Source organism: Pseudomonas sp. 8Z (assembly GCF_902506535.1).
Classification (GTDB): domain Bacteria; phylum Pseudomonadota; class Gammaproteobacteria; order Pseudomonadales; family Pseudomonadaceae; genus Aquipseudomonas.
Map to the genome: position 1 here is coordinate 723866 of NZ_LR733827.1, position 19414 is coordinate 743279.

Annotated in this window: 19 protein-coding genes and 1 tRNA gene; 7 read left to right on the forward strand and 13 right to left on the reverse strand. The window is 57.9% G+C overall.

Annotated features, from left to right (window positions below; genetic code table 11):
* Nucleotides 1–47: 47 nt before the first annotated feature.
* The 9 genes from AERO9A_RS15995 to AERO9A_RS16035 form a co-directional block, all read right to left on the reverse strand.
* Nucleotides 48–404: a MerR family transcriptional regulator gene (locus AERO9A_RS15995; RefSeq protein WP_159972925.1), complete on the reverse strand. Its 357-nt coding sequence runs from the start codon at nucleotides 402–404 to the stop codon at nucleotides 48–50.
* Nucleotides 385–687 carry an integration host factor subunit alpha gene (gene ihfA, locus AERO9A_RS16000; protein WP_003243414.1) on the reverse strand — a complete coding sequence of 101 codons (303 nt, stop codon included), beginning with the start codon at nucleotides 685–687 and terminating at the stop codon, nucleotides 385–387. Before ihfA ends, AERO9A_RS15995 begins: the two co-directional genes overlap by 20 nt.
* Before the next feature lie 3 nt (nucleotides 688–690).
* Nucleotides 691–3069: a phenylalanine--tRNA ligase subunit beta gene (gene pheT, locus AERO9A_RS16005; RefSeq protein ID WP_159972926.1), complete on the reverse strand. Its 2379-nt coding sequence runs from the start codon at nucleotides 3067–3069 to the stop codon at nucleotides 691–693.
* A gap of 45 nt (nucleotides 3070–3114) precedes the next feature.
* On the reverse strand, nucleotides 3115–4131 hold the full coding sequence (gene pheS, locus AERO9A_RS16010) for a phenylalanine--tRNA ligase subunit alpha (RefSeq protein ID WP_159972927.1): 1017 nt from the start codon (nucleotides 4129–4131) through the stop codon (nucleotides 3115–3117).
* A gap of 94 nt (nucleotides 4132–4225) precedes the next feature.
* Nucleotides 4226–4582 (reverse strand): 50S ribosomal protein L20, encoded by a 357-nt coding sequence (gene rplT / locus AERO9A_RS16015; RefSeq protein ID WP_003243409.1) that lies wholly within the window; start codon nucleotides 4580–4582, stop codon nucleotides 4226–4228.
* 30 nt (nucleotides 4583–4612) lie between these two features.
* Nucleotides 4613–4807 (reverse strand): 50S ribosomal protein L35, encoded by a 195-nt coding sequence (gene rpmI, locus AERO9A_RS16020; RefSeq protein WP_044401775.1) that lies wholly within the window; start codon nucleotides 4805–4807, stop codon nucleotides 4613–4615.
* A 60-nt stretch (nucleotides 4808–4867) separates the two neighbouring features.
* Nucleotides 4868–5401, reverse strand: coding sequence for a translation initiation factor IF-3 (infC, locus tag AERO9A_RS16025; protein WP_037055100.1), 534 nt, complete (start codon nucleotides 5399–5401; stop codon nucleotides 4868–4870).
* 17 nt (nucleotides 5402–5418) lie between these two features.
* Entirely contained in the window at nucleotides 5419–7341 is a 1923-nt protein-coding gene (gene thrS, locus AERO9A_RS16030) for a threonine--tRNA ligase (protein ID WP_159972928.1), read from the reverse strand.
* Nucleotides 7342–7628: 287 nt separating this feature from the next.
* A tRNA-Val gene (locus AERO9A_RS16035) sits at nucleotides 7629–7705 on the reverse strand.
* A 183-nt stretch (nucleotides 7706–7888) separates the two neighbouring features.
* Here AERO9A_RS16035 and AERO9A_RS16040 point away from each other — a divergent pair.
* Nucleotides 7889–9172, forward strand: a complete 1284-nt coding sequence (locus AERO9A_RS16040; RefSeq protein ID WP_159972929.1) for an FAD-binding oxidoreductase — start codon at nucleotides 7889–7891, stop codon at nucleotides 9170–9172.
* A gap of 92 nt (nucleotides 9173–9264) precedes the next feature.
* Here AERO9A_RS16040 and AERO9A_RS16045 read toward each other — a convergent pair whose 3' ends face one another.
* The gene (locus AERO9A_RS16045; RefSeq protein ID WP_159972930.1) at nucleotides 9265–9969 is read right to left on the reverse strand and encodes a VacJ family lipoprotein; all 705 of its coding nucleotides are present in this window, start codon (nucleotides 9967–9969) and stop codon (nucleotides 9265–9267) included.
* 252 nt (nucleotides 9970–10221) lie between these two features.
* Between AERO9A_RS16045 and AERO9A_RS16050 the strand changes: the two genes are divergently transcribed.
* Both AERO9A_RS16050 and AERO9A_RS16055 read left to right on the forward strand, forming a co-directional pair.
* Nucleotides 10222–10926, forward strand: coding sequence for an HAD family phosphatase (locus AERO9A_RS16050; protein WP_159972931.1), 705 nt, complete (start codon nucleotides 10222–10224; stop codon nucleotides 10924–10926).
* A gap of 116 nt (nucleotides 10927–11042) precedes the next feature.
* On the forward strand, nucleotides 11043–11309 hold the full coding sequence (locus AERO9A_RS16055; protein WP_159972932.1) for a DUF4404 family protein: 267 nt from the start codon (nucleotides 11043–11045) through the stop codon (nucleotides 11307–11309).
* A 57-nt stretch (nucleotides 11310–11366) separates the two neighbouring features.
* Here the strand turns inward: AERO9A_RS16055 and queF are convergent, their stop codons facing one another.
* The 3 genes from queF to AERO9A_RS16070 form a co-directional block, all read right to left on the reverse strand.
* Nucleotides 11367–12197: an NADPH-dependent 7-cyano-7-deazaguanine reductase QueF gene (gene queF, locus AERO9A_RS16060; RefSeq protein ID WP_159972933.1), complete on the reverse strand. Its 831-nt coding sequence runs from the start codon at nucleotides 12195–12197 to the stop codon at nucleotides 11367–11369.
* Between the two features lie 151 nt (nucleotides 12198–12348).
* Nucleotides 12349–13143, reverse strand: coding sequence for an ABC transporter permease (locus AERO9A_RS16065; protein ID WP_159972934.1), 795 nt, complete (start codon nucleotides 13141–13143; stop codon nucleotides 12349–12351).
* Nucleotides 13140–14072: an ABC transporter ATP-binding protein gene (locus tag AERO9A_RS16070; RefSeq protein WP_159972935.1), complete on the reverse strand. Its 933-nt coding sequence runs from the start codon at nucleotides 14070–14072 to the stop codon at nucleotides 13140–13142. The genes AERO9A_RS16065 and AERO9A_RS16070 overlap by 4 nt, the downstream gene beginning before the upstream one ends.
* A gap of 300 nt (nucleotides 14073–14372) precedes the next feature.
* Here AERO9A_RS16070 and AERO9A_RS16075 point away from each other — a divergent pair, with 300 nt between their 5' ends.
* From AERO9A_RS16075 to AERO9A_RS16085, 4 genes are all read left to right on the forward strand, one after another.
* The gene (locus AERO9A_RS16075; RefSeq protein ID WP_159972936.1) at nucleotides 14373–16820 is read left to right on the forward strand and encodes an acyl-CoA dehydrogenase; all 2448 of its coding nucleotides are present in this window, start codon (nucleotides 14373–14375) and stop codon (nucleotides 16818–16820) included.
* Nucleotides 16821–16962: 142 nt separating this feature from the next.
* Nucleotides 16963–17370 carry a PA2817 family protein gene (locus AERO9A_RS16080; protein ID WP_159972937.1) on the forward strand — a complete coding sequence of 136 codons (408 nt, stop codon included), beginning with the start codon at nucleotides 16963–16965 and terminating at the stop codon, nucleotides 17368–17370.
* Between the two features lie 256 nt (nucleotides 17371–17626).
* On the forward strand, nucleotides 17627–17842 hold the full coding sequence (cydP, locus tag AERO9A_RS22920; RefSeq protein WP_159972938.1) for a cytochrome oxidase putative small subunit CydP: 216 nt from the start codon (nucleotides 17627–17629) through the stop codon (nucleotides 17840–17842).
* Nucleotides 17839–19404: a cytochrome ubiquinol oxidase subunit I gene (locus AERO9A_RS16085; RefSeq protein ID WP_159972939.1), complete on the forward strand. Its 1566-nt coding sequence runs from the start codon at nucleotides 17839–17841 to the stop codon at nucleotides 19402–19404. The genes cydP and AERO9A_RS16085 overlap by 4 nt, the downstream gene beginning before the upstream one ends.
* Nucleotides 19405–19414: the final 10 nt, after the last annotated feature.

Here is a 19414-nt window from a genome sequence, read left to right on the forward strand (position 1 = left end):
TGAACTATACATTAAGCTTTTGAAATAAGGCAACTTTTTCTTTTGCCTTATTTCCGTAGGACCAACAAAACATCTTCAAGCTCGGCAATCATTTGCTTGATCAATTGCCGATATTGAGTCGTGTCATCTTTAGCTTCATCACCGGACAAGCGCTGTCGTGCACCGCCAATAGTAAAGCCTTGATCGTAGAGCAACGCCCGAATCTGCCGAATCATCAGCACATCTTGACGCTGATAATAGCGGCGGTTACCCCGCCGCTTGACCGGGTTCAACTGTGGGAATTCCTGCTCCCAATAGCGCAGAACGTGAGGTTTGACCGCGCAGAGCTCGCTGACTTCACCGATGGTGAAATAGCGTTTGCCGGGAATTGCCGGTAATTCGTCGTTATGACTTGGTTCCAGCATAGGCCTCGACCCTGGCTTTCAATTTTTGCCCTGGACGAAAAGTGACCACACGACGAGCCGTGATTGGAATCTCTTCCCCTGTTTTCGGGTTACGGCCAGGTCGCTGGCGCTTATCGCGCAAGTCGAAATTACCAAACCCGGAAAGCTTGACCTGTTCATTCAGCTCAAGAGCCTGGCGGATCTCTTCAAAAAACAGCTCCACCAGCTCCTTGGCTTCCCGTTTGTTCAGGCCCAGCTCTTCATACAGACGCTCGGCCATCTCAGCTTTCGTCAGAGCCCCCATACGCTACTTCCTTAACGTGGCGTTGAACCTTTGTTCGAGGCAAGTGATGATATTTTGCGTGGTAGCACTTACCTCATCGTCGTTAAGAGTGCGTGATGGATGTTGCCAGGTCAAGCCAACGGCAAGGCTTTTTCTATGAGGATCAATGCCTTTACCGTGATAGACGTCAAATAGCTTGAGGTCCGTCAAGCATTCCCCAGCCGTCTCACGGATCACCGCTAAAACACTTTCAGCCGACTGCTCGCGATCAACAAGCAATGCCAGATCGCGCCGGACCTCAGGGAAACGCGACAGCTCGCTGAACGCAGGCATACGTCCGGCGGCTACCTCTGCCAACACCAACTCGAAAAGGAATACTGGCTGATCAAGACCCAAGGTATTGGCCAGCTCTGGATGCAATGCACCAATAAAACCAACCAGGCGCCCCTCTCGCTCAACACGAGCGGTTTGCCCCGGATGCAGAGCAGGATGCTCACCCGCAACGAAACTAAAGGCATCGGCGGCACCTGCATAACCAAGCAACGCTTCGACATCGGCCTTCAGGTCGTAGAAGTCTACGCTGTCACGCGTATTGGCCCAGCCTTCCGGCTGACGGTTACCCGTGATAACGCCGGCGAGCATAGATTCTTGCTGCAAGCCTTCTAACTGCCCCACGAAACGAAGGCCGCTCTCGAACAGCCGCACACGCGACTGCTGGCGGTTGAGGTTATGCTGCAACGCCTTGACCAAGCCCGGCCACAAGGACGAACGCATGGCAGCCATATCGGCAGAAATCGGATTAGCTAGCTGCAACGGCTGGATGCCCGGAGCAAACAACTCGAACAACTTAGGATCAATGAAGCTGTAGGTGATCGCCTCCTGATAACCACGAGCGACCAACAAGCGGCGTAGAGCTGGCAGTTCAGCGCGAGCCTCTGCCTTGGACTGCGGAGCCAGACGGGCTTGCGGGTAGCGTACAGGCAAGCGGTTATAGCCGTACAAGCGCCCCAGCTCTTCGATCAAGTCGACTTCCAGGCTGATATCGAAGCGGTGACTCGGCACGCTGACCAGCCACTCGCCTGCGCCCTGAGCGGTGACGCCCAGCCCCAGACCAGTCAGCAGGCGCTCGACCTCTGCAGCGTCCATGTCCAGCCCCAGCATCTGCCGGATACGCTCGGCGCGCAGGGTAATTGGCGCGTTCTGCGGCAAATATTCGCTACTGACGACCTCAATGACCGGCCCCGCTTCGCCGCCGACGATGTCCAGCAAAAGCGCAGTAGCACGCTCAATGGCATTGCGCGCCAGTTGCCAGTCGACGCCACGCTCAAAACGATGCGAAGAATCGGTGTGCAGGCCGTAAGAGCGCGCCTTACCAGCAATCGCAATGTTGTCGAAGAAAGCGCTTTCCAGGAACAGGTCCCGCGTCTTGCTGCTAACGCCGCTATGCTCGCCTCCCATCACACCAGCAATCGCCAAGGCACGCTGATGATCAGCAATGACTAGAGTGTCGGCACGCAAGCTGACCTCCTGACCGTCGAGCAGAACCAGCTTCTCACCCTCCACGGCCGGACGCACACGGATACCGCCATTAATCTCGGCAAGATCGAAAGCATGCATCGGCTGGCCCAATTCGAGCATCACATAGTTAGTGACGTCAACCGCAGGATCTATGCTGCGCACGCCTGAGCGACGCAGACGCTCAACCATCCACAATGGGGCCGCGCGTGACAAATCAACATTTCGAATAACGCGCCCCAGATAGCGTGGGCAAGCCTTGGGAGCCAGCACTTCAACTGGGCGAATTTCATCATGTACGGGAGCGGCTGCTGCAATGGCTAGCGGAGTAACCGCCGCGTCATACATAGCACCAACTTCGCGAGCCAGACCGGCGATGGACAGGCAATCACCACGGTTAGGGGTCAGGCCCAGCTCGATGCAAACGTCATCAAGGCCAAGGTATTCACGCAGGCTCTGACCAACTGGCGCATCAGCAGCCAGCTCCATCAGCCCAGCGTTGTCTTCGCTGACCTGCAGCTCGGAAGCCGAGCAAAGCATGCCGAAAGATTCCACACCACGTAGCTTGGCCTTCTTGATTTTAAAGTCGCCCGGCAGCTCAGCGCCGACCATGGCGAACGGAATCTTGATACCTACACGGGCATTGGGCGCACCACAGACAACCTGAAAGGTTTCACTGCCATTGCTAACCTGGCACACGCGCAGCTTGTCCGCGTCCGGATGCTGTTCCGCACCGACGATCTCACCAACTACCACACCACTGAAGGCGCCAGCCACCGGCTGCACCGCGTCGACTTCAAGGCCGACCATGGACAGGCGCGCGACCAACTCGTCACGCGTTACTTGAGGGCTAACCCAGCTACGCAGCCACTGTTCACTGAATTTCATACTGACTGTTCTCCTTAAACGAATTCGATACGTGGACTACGAGCTCTAGCGAAATTGCGCGAGGAACCGCAGGTCGTTATCGAAGAACAGGCGCAGGTCATTGACGCCGTAACGCAGCATGGCCAGACGCTCGACACCCATGCCGAAGGCGAAGCCGGAGTATTTCTCCGGATCGATGCCGCTCATACGCAGCACGTTCGGATGCACCATGCCGCAACCCATAACTTCCAGCCAGCCGGTCTGCTTGCATACGCGACAGCCTTTGCCGGAGCACATCACGCACTGCATGTCGACTTCTGCCGAAGGCTCGGTGAAGGGGAAAAACGACGGACGAAAGCGCACGCCCAAAGGCTTCTCGAAGAACACACGGAGGAATTCCTCGATGGTGCCCTTGAGGTCGGCGAAGCTGATGCCCTCGTCGATCAGCAGACCTTCAACCTGATGGAACATCGGCGAGTGAGTGATATCGGAGTCGCAGCGATAGACACGCCCCGGACAAACAATGCGAATCGGCGGCTGTTGCGACTCCATAGTGCGTACCTGCACCGGCGAGGTGTGGGTACGCAGCAGCATGTTCGCGTTGAAGTAGAAGGTGTCATGCATCGCCCGCGCCGGGTGATGGCCGGGAATGTTGAGGGCTTCGAAGTTGTGGTAGTCGTCTTCGACTTCTGGCCCCTCAGCGACGTTGTAGCCAATATGGGTAAAGAACTGCTCAACACGCTCCAGAGTACGAGTGACCGGGTGCAGGCCACCAGACGCCTGACCACGGCCCGGCAGGGTAACGTCAATCCGCTCGGCAGCCAGCTTCTCGGCGAGCAGAGCCTGCTCAAGCACGGATTTGCGGGCGCTCAGGGCGTCTTGAACCTGATTCTTGGCAGCGTTGATAAGAGCACCGGCTTTCGGGCGTTCCTCAGCCGACAGTTTACCCAGGGTCTGCATCAGGGCAGTCAGTTCGCCTTTCTTGCCAAGGTACTGAACCCGGAGCTGCTCCAGGGCGTTGACATCTTCGCTTTGTTGCACGGCCTCGAGCGCTTGGGAGACCAATGCATCCAGATTTTCCATTTACAGACTCCAGATACGAAATAGGGGAAGAGCTGTTAAGGCTCTTCCCCTATCTTTGACGTTGCCACCGGTTACCCGGTGATTGTCGGGGGACTTAAGCCAGAACGGCCTTAGCTTTCTCGACAATCGCAGCGAACGCCGCTTTTTCGTTCACAGCCAGATCAGCCAGAACCTTACGGTCAATCTCGATCGAAGCCTTTTTCAGGCCAGCAATCAGACGGCTGTAGGACAGGCCGTTGACGCGAGCGCCAGCGTTGATACGAGCGATCCACAGAGCGCGGAACTGACGCTTGCGCTGACGACGGTCACGGTAGGCATATTGGCCAGCCTTGATCACCGCCTGCTTGGCGACACGGAACACACGTGAACGTGCGCCGTAGTAGCCCTTAGCGAGCTTCAGAATTTTCTTGTGACGAGCACGGGCGATGACGCCACGCTTAACACGAGCCATGAGTAATAACCTCTAAAAATCTTGACCGAATTAACGAACGCGCAGCATGCGCTCGACTTTTGCCTTGTCCGACGGATGCATCAGCTCGCTACCGCGCAGTTGACGCTTACGCTTGGTGGACATCTTGGTCAGGATGTGGCTCTTGAAAGCGTGCTTGTGCTTATAGCCCGAAGCAGTCTTCAGGAAGCGCTTTGCAGCACCGCTCTTAGTTTTCATTTTTGGCATGTTTAGTACTCCGCATTCATTAACAACTGATAACCATCAGGCCTGCCAGTGCCCGGGAGGTTATTTACGCTTCTTGGGAGCGATGACCATCATTAGCTGGCGTCCTTCCAGCTTAGGATGCTGTTCGACGGTGCCAAGCTCGATCAGGTCTTGTTCGACCCGCTTGAGCAGCTCCATCCCCAGCTCCTGGTGAGCCATCTCACGACCGCGGAATCGAAGCGATACCTTGGCCTTGTCCCCATCTTCAAGGAAACGTATCAGGTTGCGTAGTTTTACCTGATAATCCCCTTCCTCCGTCCCTGGACGAAACTTGATCTCTTTGATCTGCTGCTGATGCTGATTCTTCTTGGCAATCGCAGCCTGCTTCTTCTTCTCGAACAGGTGCTTGCCGTAGTCCATGATGCGGCAAACTGGCGGTACTGCATCAGCTGAGATCTCTACCAGATCCAACTTGGCTTCTTCAGCCACGCGCAATGCCTCATCGATCGAAACAATACCAATCTGCTCGCCATCGGCGCCGATCAGGCGCACTTCACGAGCGGTAATGTTTTCGTTGATAGGCGCCTTGGGGGCGGCCCGCTTGTCCTGTCTCATATCACGCTTAATAGTTCTTACTCCAAATCTTGGCGACCACGCCGGGAAACCGTTTGCTGCAATAGCGCCATGAACTGCTCGATAGGCAAAGAGCCCATATCGACGCCTTCACGGGTACGCACAGCGACGGATCGTGTCTCGACTTCCCGATCTCCAATAACCAAGAGATAGGGAACCTTGAGCAAAGTATGCTCGCGGATTTTAAAGCCGATCTTCTCGTTTCTCAAGTCGGCCTTGGCACGGAATCCGCTTTGATTGAGCGTTTTTTCCACTTCCAGGGCGAAATCGGCCTGTTTATCGGTGATATTCATGATCACCGCCTGGATCGGCGCGAGCCAGGCCGGGAAGGAACCGGCATAGTGCTCGATCAGCATACCGATGAAGCGCTCGAAAGATCCGAGAATCGCACGATGCAGCATGACCGGGCGCTTACGGTTGTTGTCCTCGGCGATATAGCTAGCCTCAAGACGCTCCGGCAGGTTCGGGTCGTACTGCAGCGTACCACATTGCCAGTTACGCCCCAGGCAATCCTTGAGAGTGAACTCAATCTTCGGACCGTAGAAAGCCCCCTCACCCGGCTGGTATTCCCACTCTAGACCGGACTCGTTCAAGGCATCAGCCAGCGCCCCCTCGGCACGATCCCAAAGCTCTTCAGATCCTACACGCTTGGCCGGGCGAGTCGACAGCTTCATGGAGACATCAGTGAAGCCGAAGTCACGATAGACCTGCAGCGTCAGCCTGATGAAGTCAGCCGCCTCTTTCTTGACCTGCTCCTCTGTACAGAAGATGTGTGCATCATCCTGCACAAAACCACGCACGCGCATAATACCGTGCAGCGCACCAGACGGCTCGTTACGGTGGCAGGCACCGAACTCTGCCAGGCGCAACGGCAGGTCGCGGTATGACTTCAAGCCCTGATTGAAGATCTGCACATGGCACGGGCAGTTCATCGGCTTAACGGCGTAATCGCGGTTTTCCGACGCAGTGGTGAACATGTTTTCTGCATAGTTGGACCAGTGCCCCGAGCGCTCCCAAAGGATGCGATCAACCACCTGCGGCGTACGCACTTCCACATAACCGTGCTCACGCTGCACTTGGCGCATGTACTGCTCCAGCACCTGATAGACAGTCCAGCCATTAGGATGCCAGAACACCATACCCGGCGCCTCTTCCTGCAGATGGAACAGGTCGAGCTGCTTGCCAATGCGGCGATGATCGCGCTTTTCAGCCTCTTCGATACGCTGAATGTAGGCTGCGAGCTGCTTCTTGTCGGCCCAGGCGGTGCCATAGATGCGCTGCAACTGCTCATTCTTCGAGTCGCCGCGCCAGTAGGCACCGGAAATGCGAGTGAGTTTGAATGCTTTAAGAAAGCGGGTATTGGGCACGTGAGGGCCGCGGCACATATCCACATATTCTTCGTGATAGTACAGCCCCATGGCCTGCTCATCCGGCATGTCGTCGATCAAGCGCAACTTGTACTCTTCGCCACGCGACTTGAAGACCTCGATGACCTCGGCACGCGGCGTCATTTTCTTGATGACGTCGTAGTCCTTGTCAATCAACTCCTTCATGCGCTGCTCAATGGCCGCCATATCTTCAGGCGTAAAAGGACGACCAATGGCGATGTCGTAGTAGAAACCTTCCTCGATGACCGGCCCAATCACCATCTTGGCATCCGGGTAGAGCTGCTTGACCGCATGCCCAACCAGGTGCGCACAGGAGTGGCGAATGATTTCCAACCCCTCATCATCCTTCGGCGTAATAATCTGCAGAGCCGCGTCGGCTTCGATCACATCACAGGCGTCAACCTGTTTGCCGTCGACCTTACCGGCCAGCGTGGCCTTGGCCAGGCCCGCACCAATGGATTGAGCGACCTCCAGCACGGATACCGGATGATCGTACGAACGCTGACTACCGTCGGGAAGAGTAATGATTGGCATGGCGCCTCCTCTCCTAGTGGTGACCCCTACCAAAGGTCACATGGGTTGGGATGAGCCAGGAAGCGATTCGGCGGCGTATCTGCCTAACGATGGCAGGAGCCCTATTACGGGCCGACCAGAACCGAACCAAGTCACTGGAAGTAAAGTTGCGAATGCTTCCAGAAAGCACCGCCCTCTGACAAGACATCCTTACGAATATCAGGCACTTTCCTGCAGCAACCCGAAAAAACAGAACCACTAAATCGCAGGAACAAAAAAGGGTCGCTAAGCGACCCTTTTTATCGATTTGGTAGGCACAATTGGACTCGAACCAACGACCCCCACCATGTCAAGGTGGTGCTCTAACCAACTGAGCTATGTGCCTTCGATGGGTGCACATTCTACGCAGATCTTTTCAGGCGTCAACAAGTTTTTTCGCTAACCCACTGAAATAATCCATTTTTTTATCGTGAGCGCTACGCTGAATAGTTTACCCAGCTACTAGTCGGCCATTTTCAACTCGGGTAGCATCAGGCTATTCGTAAAAAATAAAGAACAGAGGTTCAAAATGGCGCACACGGCATATCCTCAGTCCTATTACGCGGCATCGGCCAATCCAACTCCCCAGCGCCCTGCCCTGCTGGATGAAGTCGAAACCGACGTCTGCGTCATCGGCGCCGGTTACACCGGGCTGTCCACCGCCCTTTTCCTGCTGGAGAACGGCTTCAAGGTCGCTGTACTCGAAGCAGCCAAGGTCGGTTTCGGAGCGTCAGGGCGCAACGGCGGCCAGATCGTCAACAGCTACAGCCGCGACATTGATGTAATCGAGCGTAGCGTCGGCCCTAAGCAGGCGCAGCTACTCGGGCAGATGGCCTTCGAAGGCGCTCGCATCATCCGCGAACGTATCGCCAAGTACGACATCCAGTGCGACCTGAAAGACGGAGGCGTGTTCGCAGCGCTGACCGACAAGCAGATGAGCCACTTGGAGGCACAAAAAAAACTATGGGAGCGCTACGGCCATAACCAACTGGAACTGATGGACGCCAGACGCATACAAGAGGTTGTGGCAACAGATAATTATGTTGGCGGCATGCTGGATATGAGCGGCGGGCACATCCACCCATTGAATCTGGCGCTAGGCGAAGCCGCTGCCGTCGAATCGCTCGGCGGCGTAATCTACGAGCAATCCCCTGCCACACGCATCGAGCGTGGCGCCAACCCCGTGGTCCATACGCCGCAAGGCCGCATCAAGGCCAAGTTCGTCGTGGTCGCAGGCAACGCCTACCTGGGCAATCTGATGCCAGAGCTGGCATCGAAATCAATGCCATGCGGCACTCAAGTAATCACCACCGAGCCCCTGAGCGATGACGTGGCTGCCAGCCTGCTTCCACAGGATTACTGCGTCGAGGACTGCAACTATCTGCTCGACTACTACCGGCTTTCCGGTGACAAGCGCCTGATCTACGGCGGCGGCGTGGTCTACGGGGCGCGCGACCCGGCCAACATCGAGTCGATCATTCGCCCGAAAATGCTCAAGACGTTTCCGCAGTTAAGGGATGTGAAAATCGACTTTGCCTGGACTGGCAACTTTCTACTGACGCTGTCACGCCTACCACAGGTCGGCCGCATTGGCGACAACATCTACTATTCCCAGGGCTGCAGCGGCCATGGCGTGACCTACACGCATCTGGCAGGCAAGGTGCTGGCCGAAGCCTTGCGCGGCCAAGCCGAGCGCTTCGATGCCTTCGCCGACTTGCCGCACTACCCCTTCCCCGGAGGGCGGCTGTTACGAGTGCCTTTTACCGCCATGGGCGCCTGGTACTACAGCTTGCGCGACAAGCTCGGTTTCTAGCCAAATACCAGAACAATCCTCATGACCTAAAAAAACGCCCCGACTGATTCGGGGCGTTTTTCCTACGCAACGATGCTGACAGCCTGCCGACTCTAGAAGTCGTCTTCTACCTCGCCATCCTTGACCTTGAACTCACGATTCTGCAGGTAAGCATTGCGGATGAAGATGTACTTGTCGCCACTGATCAGGCGCTCCGCCGACAACAGATTGGCACGCGTATCGATAACCTCAACCCCCATCGCCACATTGCGCGTCGGGACATGCTCCATATAGGGATACGGCATAAGGAAGGAATCCGGGATACGGCCAGCAGCATCACGCACAGAGCTCGGCCCCAAGAGCGGAATCACCAGATAAGGGCCACTATCAAGCCCCCAAGCCCCCAAAGTCTGGCCGAAATCCTCGTCACTCTTGTGTAGCCCCATGTGCTTGGCCACATCGAAGAAACCCAGCAGACCAAACGTGGTGTTGAAGATCAAACGACTGGTATCGACGCCTGCATCATGCAGCTTGCCCTGCAGCAGGTTGTTGGCCAGGTTGCCTACGTCACCGATATTGCCGAAAACATTGTGCACGCCATCTTCGAGAAACTGCGGAGTCACTGCTTGATAGCCCTGAGCAACCGGCTTCAGCGCATAAGTATCAAGGGTATCGTTGAAGCGGAAGATGGTCCGATTGAAGCCCTCCCAGGGATCTTCTTCGGTGGCGGCCTGACTCAGAGTTGGCAGCAGGCTCAGCCCCATCACAGCCATCAGGCCACTGAAGCGCGCAACCCAGCGAGCAGCGATCACATGCATTGATATCTCTCCATGAAGAAAGTGGCTTGGACAACCGCCAGCGGCCACAGAGGCCGCGAAGTATAAAGCCTGGAACCCTGATTGGGCAGCATAGCTACATTAGCGATGAGCGTCAGCACAGGCCCTGACGCCAAGAGCCGCATGGCATAGAGCGTGATTGAACACGCAGGCAACCAGGACACTGTCATCAGACAGTCATCTTTCGGTCATTCGCCGACAGTAGATTGAATCGCCCCCGCCATGGACATTGTCATGCCCCGCCCTCCAACCGCTCTGCTCTTCGAACTATCCGGCTGCCTGGTCGATTTCGGCGCGCGCACACTGCCCGTGGCACTGCAACGCCTTCACCCCGAGCTCAGCAGCGCAACCTCTTTGGATATGCCGCAGCCTGAATTAGAGGCCTTGCTTGAAAAAGTCACCAGAGCGGCCCTGCAACAAGCGCTAAGCGAAGCGGCAGACGAGCACGCCGAACTGGCGCCTGGCACTGAACACTTGCTCAATGATCTCGCAAACGCCGAAATACCATGTGCCTGGCTCGATAGACTGCCCCTTTCAGCTAGCCTACGCCTAGCACAAGCACTGCCAAAGCCGATCCCAGCGGTTGCGCCGAACCTAGCCAGAGCCTGGCCCGCGCCGGATGTCTGCTGGCAGGCTCTGAGCCAACTCGGTGTCGAAAGCCTGGACGGCTGCATACTGGTCAGTGGCAATCCATTGCTACTCCAGGCCGGGCTCAACGCCGGTTGTTGGACAATCGGCCTCGCCACCTGCGGCCCTTTATGCGGCCAAGCCCCTGCCGACTGGCAGGCGCTCAGCAACGCCGAGCAAGAGCACCTGCGCGCCGACGCCACACTGCAACTCTATCGCCTGGGCGTGCATTCGGTGGTCGATCATCTGGGGGAAATCGCCGCCAGCCTGGATGACATCGGCATACGTCGCAGCAAGGGCGAAAAACCCTGAGTCCTTGTCCCAGATCAGGCAGAACAGCCGTGCCTGGGTTACCCTTTGAAAGCAGGCTGAAACCTTCCGGCAGCGCCTGAGGTCAATGCCTATGCCGATTCGACAAGGAGAACTGTATGCCCGCAAGCGATCTGCAGCAGCAACTGGAAGCCCTCCAGCAACATCTGGCCCAGGACACGCCGCTCAGTGAGGAAGAACGCGCATCGCTTTACCTGCTGACGCAGGAAATCGAAGTGCAACTAGCACGAGAAGCCGCATCAGCGCCCGACGCTACGCTGGTCGACGGCGTCAACCTGGCCGTAGAGCGCTTCGAAGCGAGCCACCCAACCCTCGCTGGCACCCTGCGCAGCATCATGCAAAGCCTGGCCAACATGGGGATCTGAGTGCGTGCGCTGCAAGCACGGTGAATCTAGCGAGCCGCGCTTGCAGCCTGGTACTGCCTACTGCCGCACCAGGCGGGTGTTATCCGGCACGATAGGCGTCGTACTGCGATAGGGATTGATGTCCAACCCACCACGCCGCACATAGCGGGCGTAAACCGTCAGCGACTGCGGTTCAAGCAGACGCAGCAGATCGAGAAATATGCGTTCTACACACTGCTCATGGAAGTCGGCGTGCTGGCGGAAACTCACCAGATAAGCCAGCAAGCTGGCATGATCCAGCGCCGCGCCACGGTACTGCACCACAAGACTGCCCCAATCAGGCTGACCAGTCACCGGGCAATTCGACTTGAGCAAATGACTGTGCAGGCTCTCTTCAACCACATGGCTGGCGTCGCAACGCAGCAGTTCGGGCTGCGGGTGATCGTACTGGCTAACACCGATATCCAGCTCATCAATGCACTGCCCCGGCAACGCCGCCACCCCCTCACTTGCAACCTCAGCCAATGAACGCAAGCGTACCGACACCGACTTGCCAGCCACCTTGGACAAATCACGCGCCAGCGTCGCCTGCAGCTCACCCCAGGAAGAGAAGACCGTCTGGTTCAACGAATTGAGGTACAGCTTGAAGGACTTCGACTCGATGATATTCGGCGAGTCGGACGGGATCGCAAACTCGCCAATCGCCACCACCGGTTTGCCAGACGGCAGCAACCAGGACAACTCGTAGCAGTTCCAGTAATCCACGCCCTGATACGGCAAATTGGCGCCATCGAGGCCAAGCTCTGCCCATTTGGTGCTACGCGAAATGGGGAACAGCAGCTCGGGGCTGTACTCGGCGATGTACTGGCTGGACTTGCCCAGCGGGGAATGTTCGGCGGGGTGCTGCATGGCACGCAATCCAGGGTGGCGAAAAACCGTGCGAGTTTAACGGGTTGGCCGTGCCCCCGCACGCATGAAGCCAGCACCAGAATGTGGAAGAGGCTTTAGCCGCGACAAAAGCTCGCCACTAAAGCCCCTCCCGCCAGCAACAGCAAAAGCGTTACTGGCGCATACCGCGCCCACTGATCAGCAGGCGGATACACAGTACATAAAGCACGCCAGTTGCCAGCAACATGAAGCCGATGGCCACACTGATACGAATATCCGATACCCCGAGGATACCGTAGCGGAAGGCATTGACCATATGCAGGATCGGATTACCCAACGACACCGCCTGCCAGAATGGCGGCAACAGCGTGATGGAATAGAACACTCCGCCCAGGTAGGTCAAAGGCGTGAGCACGAAGGTGGGGATGATCGAAATATCATCGAAGTTGCGCGCGAATACCGCATTGATGAAGCCACCGAGAGAGAAGATGGTCGCGGTCAGCAGCACCACCAGTACGGTCACGCCCAGGTGATGCACCTGCAGATGGGTGAAGAACAGCGACAGGAAGGTCACGATCACCCCTACCGCTAGGCCTCGCAACACACCGCCAACGACATAACCGATCAGAATGGTGTGCGGCGATACCGGCGATACCAGCAGTTCTTCGACGTTGCGCTGGAACTTGCTACCGAAGAAGCTCGACACCACGTTGCCGTAACTGTTGGTAATCACCGACATCATGATCAGCCCCGGCACGATGTACTCCATGTAGGTGAAGCCACCCATGTCACCGATTTGCCGCCCGATCAGGTTACCGAAGATGACGAAATACAGGACCATGGTGATCGCCGGTGGCAGCAGTGTCTGCGGCCAGATGCGCAAAAAGCGGCGCACCTCGCGATAAACGATGGTGCGCAAAGCCACCAGATTGGCGGCAAATTCACTGTTGAGATGCTGGGTATTCATTGCGCCACCTTGGCCAGATTCTTTTCCACCAGAGAAACGAACAGCTCCTCCAGGCGATTGGTCTTATTGCGCAAGCTAAGTACCTGCACCTGCTGTTGCGCCAATTGCTGGAACAACGCATTGAGGCCTTGGCTCTTCTCCACCTGCACCTCCAGGGTGTGATGGTCGACCAGGCGCGCCGGATAGCCGTGCAGCGTCGGCGCCTCGCTGTAAGAATTCTGCAAATCAAGCAGGAAGGTTTCCAGATGCAACTTTTTCAGCAGGTTCTTCATGCTGCTCAGCTCAACGATACGACCATGATCGATGATGCCGATATTGCGGCACAGTTGCTCGGCCTCCTCCAGATAGTGAGTCGTCAGGATGATGGTGATGCCTTGCTTGTTCAGATCGCTGAGGAAGGCCCACATCGATCGGCGCAACTCGATATCCACACCGGCAGTGGGCTCGTCGAGAATCAGCAAACGCGGTTGGTGCACCAGCGCCCGGGCAATCATCAAGCGACGCTTCATCCCGCCGGACAACTCGCGCGAGGCGACATCGCGCTTCTCCCACAGCCCGAGCTGAGTCAGGTACTGCTCGGCGCGCTCCTTAGCGATCGAGCTGGGAATGCCGTAGTAGCCAGCCTGGGTAACAACGATATCGAACACCTTCTCGAACTGGTTGAAGTTGAACTCCTGCGGCACCACGCCCAGGCAGCGCTTGAGCGCGTAGGGCTCACGGTCGAGGTCATGGCCGAACACGTTGACCGTGCCGCCGCTCTTGTTCACCAGCGTGGAGAGAATGCCGATGGTGGTGGACTTGCCGGCGCCATTGGGGCCGAGCAAGGCGAAGAAGTCACCTTCGGCGACGTCCAGATCGATGCCATGCAGGGCCTGGAAGCCATTTCCGTAGGTCTTGGTCAACTGGCGAATGGTCAGGGCGGTGCTCATGAAAATGGGGTTTCCCGCGCGAAAGTTGAGGTCGTTATAAGTGTGGGCAGAAGCACTCGATTGCAACCGGGTGTTTCCCCCCTCTTGGCTGGCATGCACCCTACCGACCTGAAGACCAAGAGAAAAGGCCATCCTGACGATCTTGTTTATTAACTCCATCGATATCGCGCCGAACTCGACCACCGCTCGGCGGTCATCTTTCTTGAGCCTGGCGGGTTACGTCCTGACCAAGCACGGCTTGCGTCAACATTTGTAGCTATGCTCGAAAACGTCGACCGAGCCAATCATGGAGAAATGCACATGCTCGTCATCTGGTTACTGGTTCTGCTGCTTGGCGTCGTCTATCTGGCCCACAGCCGCACAGCCGCCCTGCCCGCCATAGGCATCACGGCGATCTACCTGCTGGCCATGACCCTGTTCAGCCCCGTGCCGGGCTGGTTGCAACTGCTGCTATGGGTCATCACCGGCGCCGTTGCCGCCTTCATCATGCTGCGCGATCTGCGCCAGCAACTGTTTACACAGCCACTGTTCGCCTGGTTCCAGCGCGTGCTACCGCCGATGTCCACCACCGAGCGCGACGCCATCGAAGCAGGCACCGTCTGGTGGGATGGCGAACTGTTCAGCGGTAAGCCGAACTGGGACAAACTACTGGCCTACCCCAAGGCCAAATTGAGCGAAGAAGAACAAGCCTTCCTTGACGGCCCCACTGAAGAACTCTGCGCCATGATCAGTGACTGGCAGATTGGCCAGCAGATGGATCTACCGGAAAAGGCATGGGCGCATATCAAACAGCACGGCTTCTTTGCCCTGATCATTCCCAAGGAATATGGCGGCAAAGGTTTTTCGGCCTACGCCCACTCGCAAGTGGCGATGAAACTGGCCACGCGCAGCGGTGACCTGGCCACCACCGTGATGGTGCCCAACTCCCTCGGCCCCGCCGAACTGCTGCTGCATTATGGCACCGACGAGCAGCGCCAGCACTACCTGCCGCGCCTGGCCAGCGGTGAAGATATTCCCTGCTTTGCCCTTACCGGCCCGCTGGCTGGCTCGGATGCTGGCGCCATGCCGGACACCGGAATCATCTGCAAGGGTCAGTGGAATGGCGAAGAAGTCATCGGCCTACGCCTGAACTGGGAGAAGCGCTATATCACCCTGAGCCCAGTCGCCACCCTGCTAGGCCTAGCCTTCAAGGCCTATGACCCGGAACACCTGCTGGGCGACAAGGAAGACCTCGGCATCAGCCTGGCGCTGATCCCCACCGACACCCCCGGCGTAGAAATCGGTCGCCGCCACATGCCGCTAGGCGCGGCATTCATGAACGGGCCGAACGCAGGCAAGGACGTATTCGTCCCACTCGACTATCTGATCGGCGGCCAGGCTTATCTCGGCAAAGGCTGGATGATGCTGATGAACTGCCTATCGGTAGGCCGCTCTATCTCGCTGCCCGCGGTCGGCACCGGCGCGGCCAAGTTCACCAGCCTCGCCACAGGCCAATACACTCAGCTACGCGAGCAGTTCAATGTTCCACTGGCCGCCTTCGAAGGGATTCAGGAAGCTCTGGCACGCATAGGCGGAAATGCCTGGCTGATGGACAGTGCACGTATCCTCACCGCAAATGCCGTCGATATGGGCGAGAAACCCTCGGTGCTCTCGGCAATTCTCAAGTACCACCTGACCGAGCGTGGCCGCGAGTGCATCGGCCACGCCATGGATGTACACGGTGGCAAGGGCATCATCATGGGGCCGAACAACTACCTCGCGCGCTCCTGGCAGGGGGCGCCCATCTTTATCACCGTCGAGGGAGCCAATATTCTCTCGCGTAACCTGATGATCTTCGGCCAAGGCGCCATTCGCTGTCACCCGTACGTGCTCAAGGAAATGGCCCTGGCTGCACGCGAAGACCAAAAACAGGCTTTGGCCGAGTTCGACACACTGCTCATGAGTCATATCGGTTTTGCTGTGAGCAACGCCGCCAGCAGCCTACTGCTCGGCCTGAGCCTGGGCCGCTTTGGCAGGGTGCCCGGCGACGATCTCAGCCAGCCTTACTACCGTGCACTGAACCGCCTAGCCGCTGCCTTCGCCCTGTGCGCCGACAGCAGCATGATGTTGCTCGGTGGCGATCTGAAGCGCCGCGAGCGCCTCTCGGCACGCCTCGGCGACGTGCTCAGCTACCTCTACCTGGGCTCGGCAGCACTCAAGCGCTACCACGACCTAGACTACCCGCAAGCCGTCAAACCACTGCTGCGCTGGTCGCTGGAAGAAAGCCTGCAACACGCAGAACAAGCACTGGCTGATCTTCTGAGCAACTTCCCCAATCGAATCTTCGGCTGCCTGCTCAAGGTACTGGTGTTCCCACTGGGTCGCCGCCATTGTGGCCCAAGTGATGAGCTGGACGCCGAAGTGGCTGCCATCATCGGCCGCCAAGCTGGTGATCCGGCACTGGAGTCAGTGCTGGAAGGTTGCTACCGCCCACAGGCCGATCAGGATTCGGTCGGTGCCCTGCAGCATGCACTGAATCTGCTACACGCCAGCCAGGACGCCCGCCAACGCCTGCACCAGGCGCTCAAGGATGGCAGCCTGCGACCCGCGCCTGGGCACAATGCTGTCGACGCAGCGGTAGCCGTTGGCATCCTCGACGCCGAACAAGGCCAACGCCTGCAAGCAGCCGAAGCAGCACGGCGGCGCGTGATCGACGTCGACGACTTCGCCAAGGAAGAACTCAAACTGAGCCGCGGCAAGGTACGCTGACGCTAGCGCTTGTGGGAGGGGTTTGAGCCGCGAGCTTCTTGCATCGCACGTATCCTCTCTCACACAAAGGCCAGCCAAACGGGACAGCGGGCGCCAGGAACTCTATACTCCTGCGCCCGTTTTACCTTCAGGAAACCCCACCATGGCCAGCCACCTCGACCACCACCTCGCCCTGCTCAACCACCTGCGCGGCATCCTCGTCGCCCTGGGCGAAGCCGAACAGGTGCTCGACGACAGCCACGCCCTGTTCATCGAGCGCTACGACGAGTTGCTCGCCGAACTGCCGCGCGATCCGGTATCCAGCCAATACCTGGGCCAGGATCTGATCAGCCAGGTCTTCCACCGCTACCCGCAGATCGCCCATCTGGTGCCGCGTGACCTGCTGTGGTTCTTTGGCGGCGACTGCCTGCATTTCATGCCTGACGAAGAAATCGCCCTGTACCAGGCCCTCGACGAGCGCCGCTTCGAGGCCGAAGAAAACGATGAACCCTTCGACTGGAACCAGGAGAAACAACTGCTGGCCCTCCCCACCGACAGCGCCCCACACTAAATCTGCCGATGTCGGCCCGCTCAAAACGCTATGCCTGCCCACGCACAGCAGCAGGCTAGCCCCTCACCTGATCGAGGCGCTGCACAAACTGGCATCGTCGCCCCGTCGCCCAGAGCATGCAGAGCCAGATCATCAGGGCCAACCAACATTCTGCTGACCTGCATCAAGCCCCCTCCAGAGCCAACTCGTAACATTAAGACATATCCATAGCCGTCGGCACCGCCCCTGAACATGCCGAGCGATCTGGAGTGTCGAGATGTCAGACCGCCCAACCTCATCCCCTTGGCGAATCCCACTGGTTCGCGAAATAGCCGTAATTCTCCTGATAAAGCTGGTGCTGTTACTCAGCATCAAGGCCATCTGGTTCAGCGCACCGACATCACCCACTGACGGCCAGCCGCGTGCTGCCGCTCATTTGCTCGGACTGCCCACTTCCCCTTCACCAATCCCCACCGAGGAGAAACCGAGATGATCTCGGAATCAGTCGTCGATCTGTCACGCCTGCAGTTCGCCATGACAGCGATGTATCACTTCATTTTCGTGCCGCTGACCCTGGGCATGACCTTCCTCCTGGCGATCATGGAGTCGGTCTACGTGATGACCGGCAAACAGGTCTACAAGGACATGGTCAAGTTCTGGGGCAAGCTGTTCGGCATCAACTTCGCCCTCGGCGTCACCACCGGGCTGACCATGGAGTTTCAGTTCGGCACCAACTGGGCCTACTACAGCCACTACGTCGGCGACATCTTCGGTGCGCCGTTGGCCATCGAGGGCCTGATGGCCTTCTTCCTCGAATCCACCTTCATCGGCCTGTTCTTCTTTGGCTGGGACCGTCTGTCGAAGCTGCAGCACCTGGCGGTAACCTGGTTGGTGGCGCTGGGCTCGAACCTGTCGGCATTGTGGATCCTGGTTGCCAACGGCTGGATGCAGAACCCGGTGGGCGCAGAGTTCAACTTCGAGACCATGCGTATGGAACTGGTCGACTTCAGCGCACTGCTGTTCAACCCGGTGGCGCAGGTCAAGTTCGTCCACACCGTCGCCGCCGGTTACGTCACTGGCTCGATCTTCGTGCTGGCCATTTCCAGTTACTACCTGCTTAAAAAGCGCGATCAGGGCTTTGCCCGCCGCTCCTTCGCCATCGCCTCGGCCTTCGGCCTGGCCTCGATCCTCTCGGTAATCATTCTCGGCGACGAGTCCGGCTACGAAATCGGTGACGTGCAGAAGACCAAGCTGGCCGCCATCGAAGCGGAATGGAACACCGAAGAAGCCCCGGCCAGCTTCACCCTGTTCGGCCTGCCCAATCAGCAAGAGCAACGCACCGACTATGCGGTGAAGATCCCCTACGCACTGGGGCTGATCGCCACCCGCTCGCTGGATAAGGAGGTCAAGGGCATCAAGGATCTGCTCATTGAGCACGAGGCGCGCATCCGCACCGGCATGACCGCCTACAAACTGCTGGAGCAGCTACGTGGCGGCGATAAATCCGCTGCAACCATCGCCGCCTTCAATGCGGTGAAAAATGACCTGGGCTACGGCCTGCTGCTGAAGAAGTACACACCGAACGTGACCGACGCCAGCGAAGAGCAGATCAAACTGGCCGCGCGGGACACCATCCCCAACGTATTCGCTCTGTTCTGGACCTTCCGCATCATGGTCGCCAGTGGTTTTCTCATGCTGGTGCTGTTCGTCTGCGCCTTCTGGGCCTCGGCGAAAAAAAACGAGGAGAGCAAACCCTGGCTACTCAAGTTCGCCCTGTTCAGCCTGCCGCTGCCATGGATTGCCGCACAGACCGGCTGGTTCGTTGCCGAGAATGGCCGCCAACCCTGGTCGATCGGTGAAGTGCTGCCGACCCATCTATCTGCCTCCAGTCTGAGCAGCGGTGACATCTGGGGCTCGCTGACCGCCCTGATCGCCTTCTACAGCCTGCTGCTGGTGGTGGAGATGTACCTGATGATCAAGTTCGCCCGCCTTGGCCCATCGAGCCTGCACAGCGGACGCTACCACTTCGAGCAACAGCAGCCGGCCCACGCCTGAGGACTTCGTC

Bases quoted from the DNA above. Each gene is read 5' to 3' on its own strand.
- AERO9A_RS15995 (WP_159972925.1), bottom strand. From the start codon at position 404: ATGCTGGAACCAAGTCATAACGACGAATTACCGGCAATTCCCGGCAAA.
- ihfA (WP_003243414.1), bottom strand. From the start codon at position 687: ATGGGGGCTCTGACGAAAGCTGAGATGGCCGAGCGTCTGTATGAAGAG.
- pheT (WP_159972926.1), bottom strand. From the start codon at position 3,069: ATGAAATTCAGTGAACAGTGGCTGCGTAGCTGGGTTAGCCCTCAAGTA.
- pheS (WP_159972927.1), bottom strand. From the start codon at position 4,131: ATGGAAAATCTGGATGCATTGGTCTCCCAAGCGCTCGAGGCCGTGCAA.
- rplT (WP_003243409.1), bottom strand. From the start codon at position 4,582: ATGGCTCGTGTTAAGCGTGGCGTCATCGCCCGTGCTCGTCACAAGAAA.
- rpmI (WP_044401775.1), bottom strand. From the start codon at position 4,807: ATGCCAAAAATGAAAACTAAGAGCGGTGCTGCAAAGCGCTTCCTGAAG.
- infC (WP_037055100.1), bottom strand. From the start codon at position 5,401: ATGAGACAGGACAAGCGGGCCGCCCCCAAGGCGCCTATCAACGAAAAC.
- thrS (WP_159972928.1), bottom strand. From the start codon at position 7,341: ATGCCAATCATTACTCTTCCCGACGGTAGTCAGCGTTCGTACGATCAT.
- AERO9A_RS16040 (WP_159972929.1), top strand. From the start codon at position 7,889: ATGGCGCACACGGCATATCCTCAGTCCTATTACGCGGCATCGGCCAAT.
- AERO9A_RS16045 (WP_159972930.1), bottom strand. From the start codon at position 9,969: ATGCATGTGATCGCTGCTCGCTGGGTTGCGCGCTTCAGTGGCCTGATG.
- AERO9A_RS16050 (WP_159972931.1), top strand. From the start codon at position 10,222: ATGCCCCGCCCTCCAACCGCTCTGCTCTTCGAACTATCCGGCTGCCTG.
- AERO9A_RS16055 (WP_159972932.1), top strand. From the start codon at position 11,043: ATGCCCGCAAGCGATCTGCAGCAGCAACTGGAAGCCCTCCAGCAACAT.
- queF (WP_159972933.1), bottom strand. From the start codon at position 12,197: ATGCAGCACCCCGCCGAACATTCCCCGCTGGGCAAGTCCAGCCAGTAC.
- AERO9A_RS16065 (WP_159972934.1), bottom strand. From the start codon at position 13,143: ATGAATACCCAGCATCTCAACAGTGAATTTGCCGCCAATCTGGTGGCT.
- AERO9A_RS16070 (WP_159972935.1), bottom strand. From the start codon at position 14,072: ATGAGCACCGCCCTGACCATTCGCCAGTTGACCAAGACCTACGGAAAT.
- AERO9A_RS16075 (WP_159972936.1), top strand. From the start codon at position 14,373: ATGCTCGTCATCTGGTTACTGGTTCTGCTGCTTGGCGTCGTCTATCTG.
- AERO9A_RS16080 (WP_159972937.1), top strand. From the start codon at position 16,963: ATGGCCAGCCACCTCGACCACCACCTCGCCCTGCTCAACCACCTGCGC.
- cydP (WP_159972938.1), top strand. From the start codon at position 17,627: ATGTCAGACCGCCCAACCTCATCCCCTTGGCGAATCCCACTGGTTCGC.
- AERO9A_RS16085 (WP_159972939.1), top strand. From the start codon at position 17,839: ATGATCTCGGAATCAGTCGTCGATCTGTCACGCCTGCAGTTCGCCATG.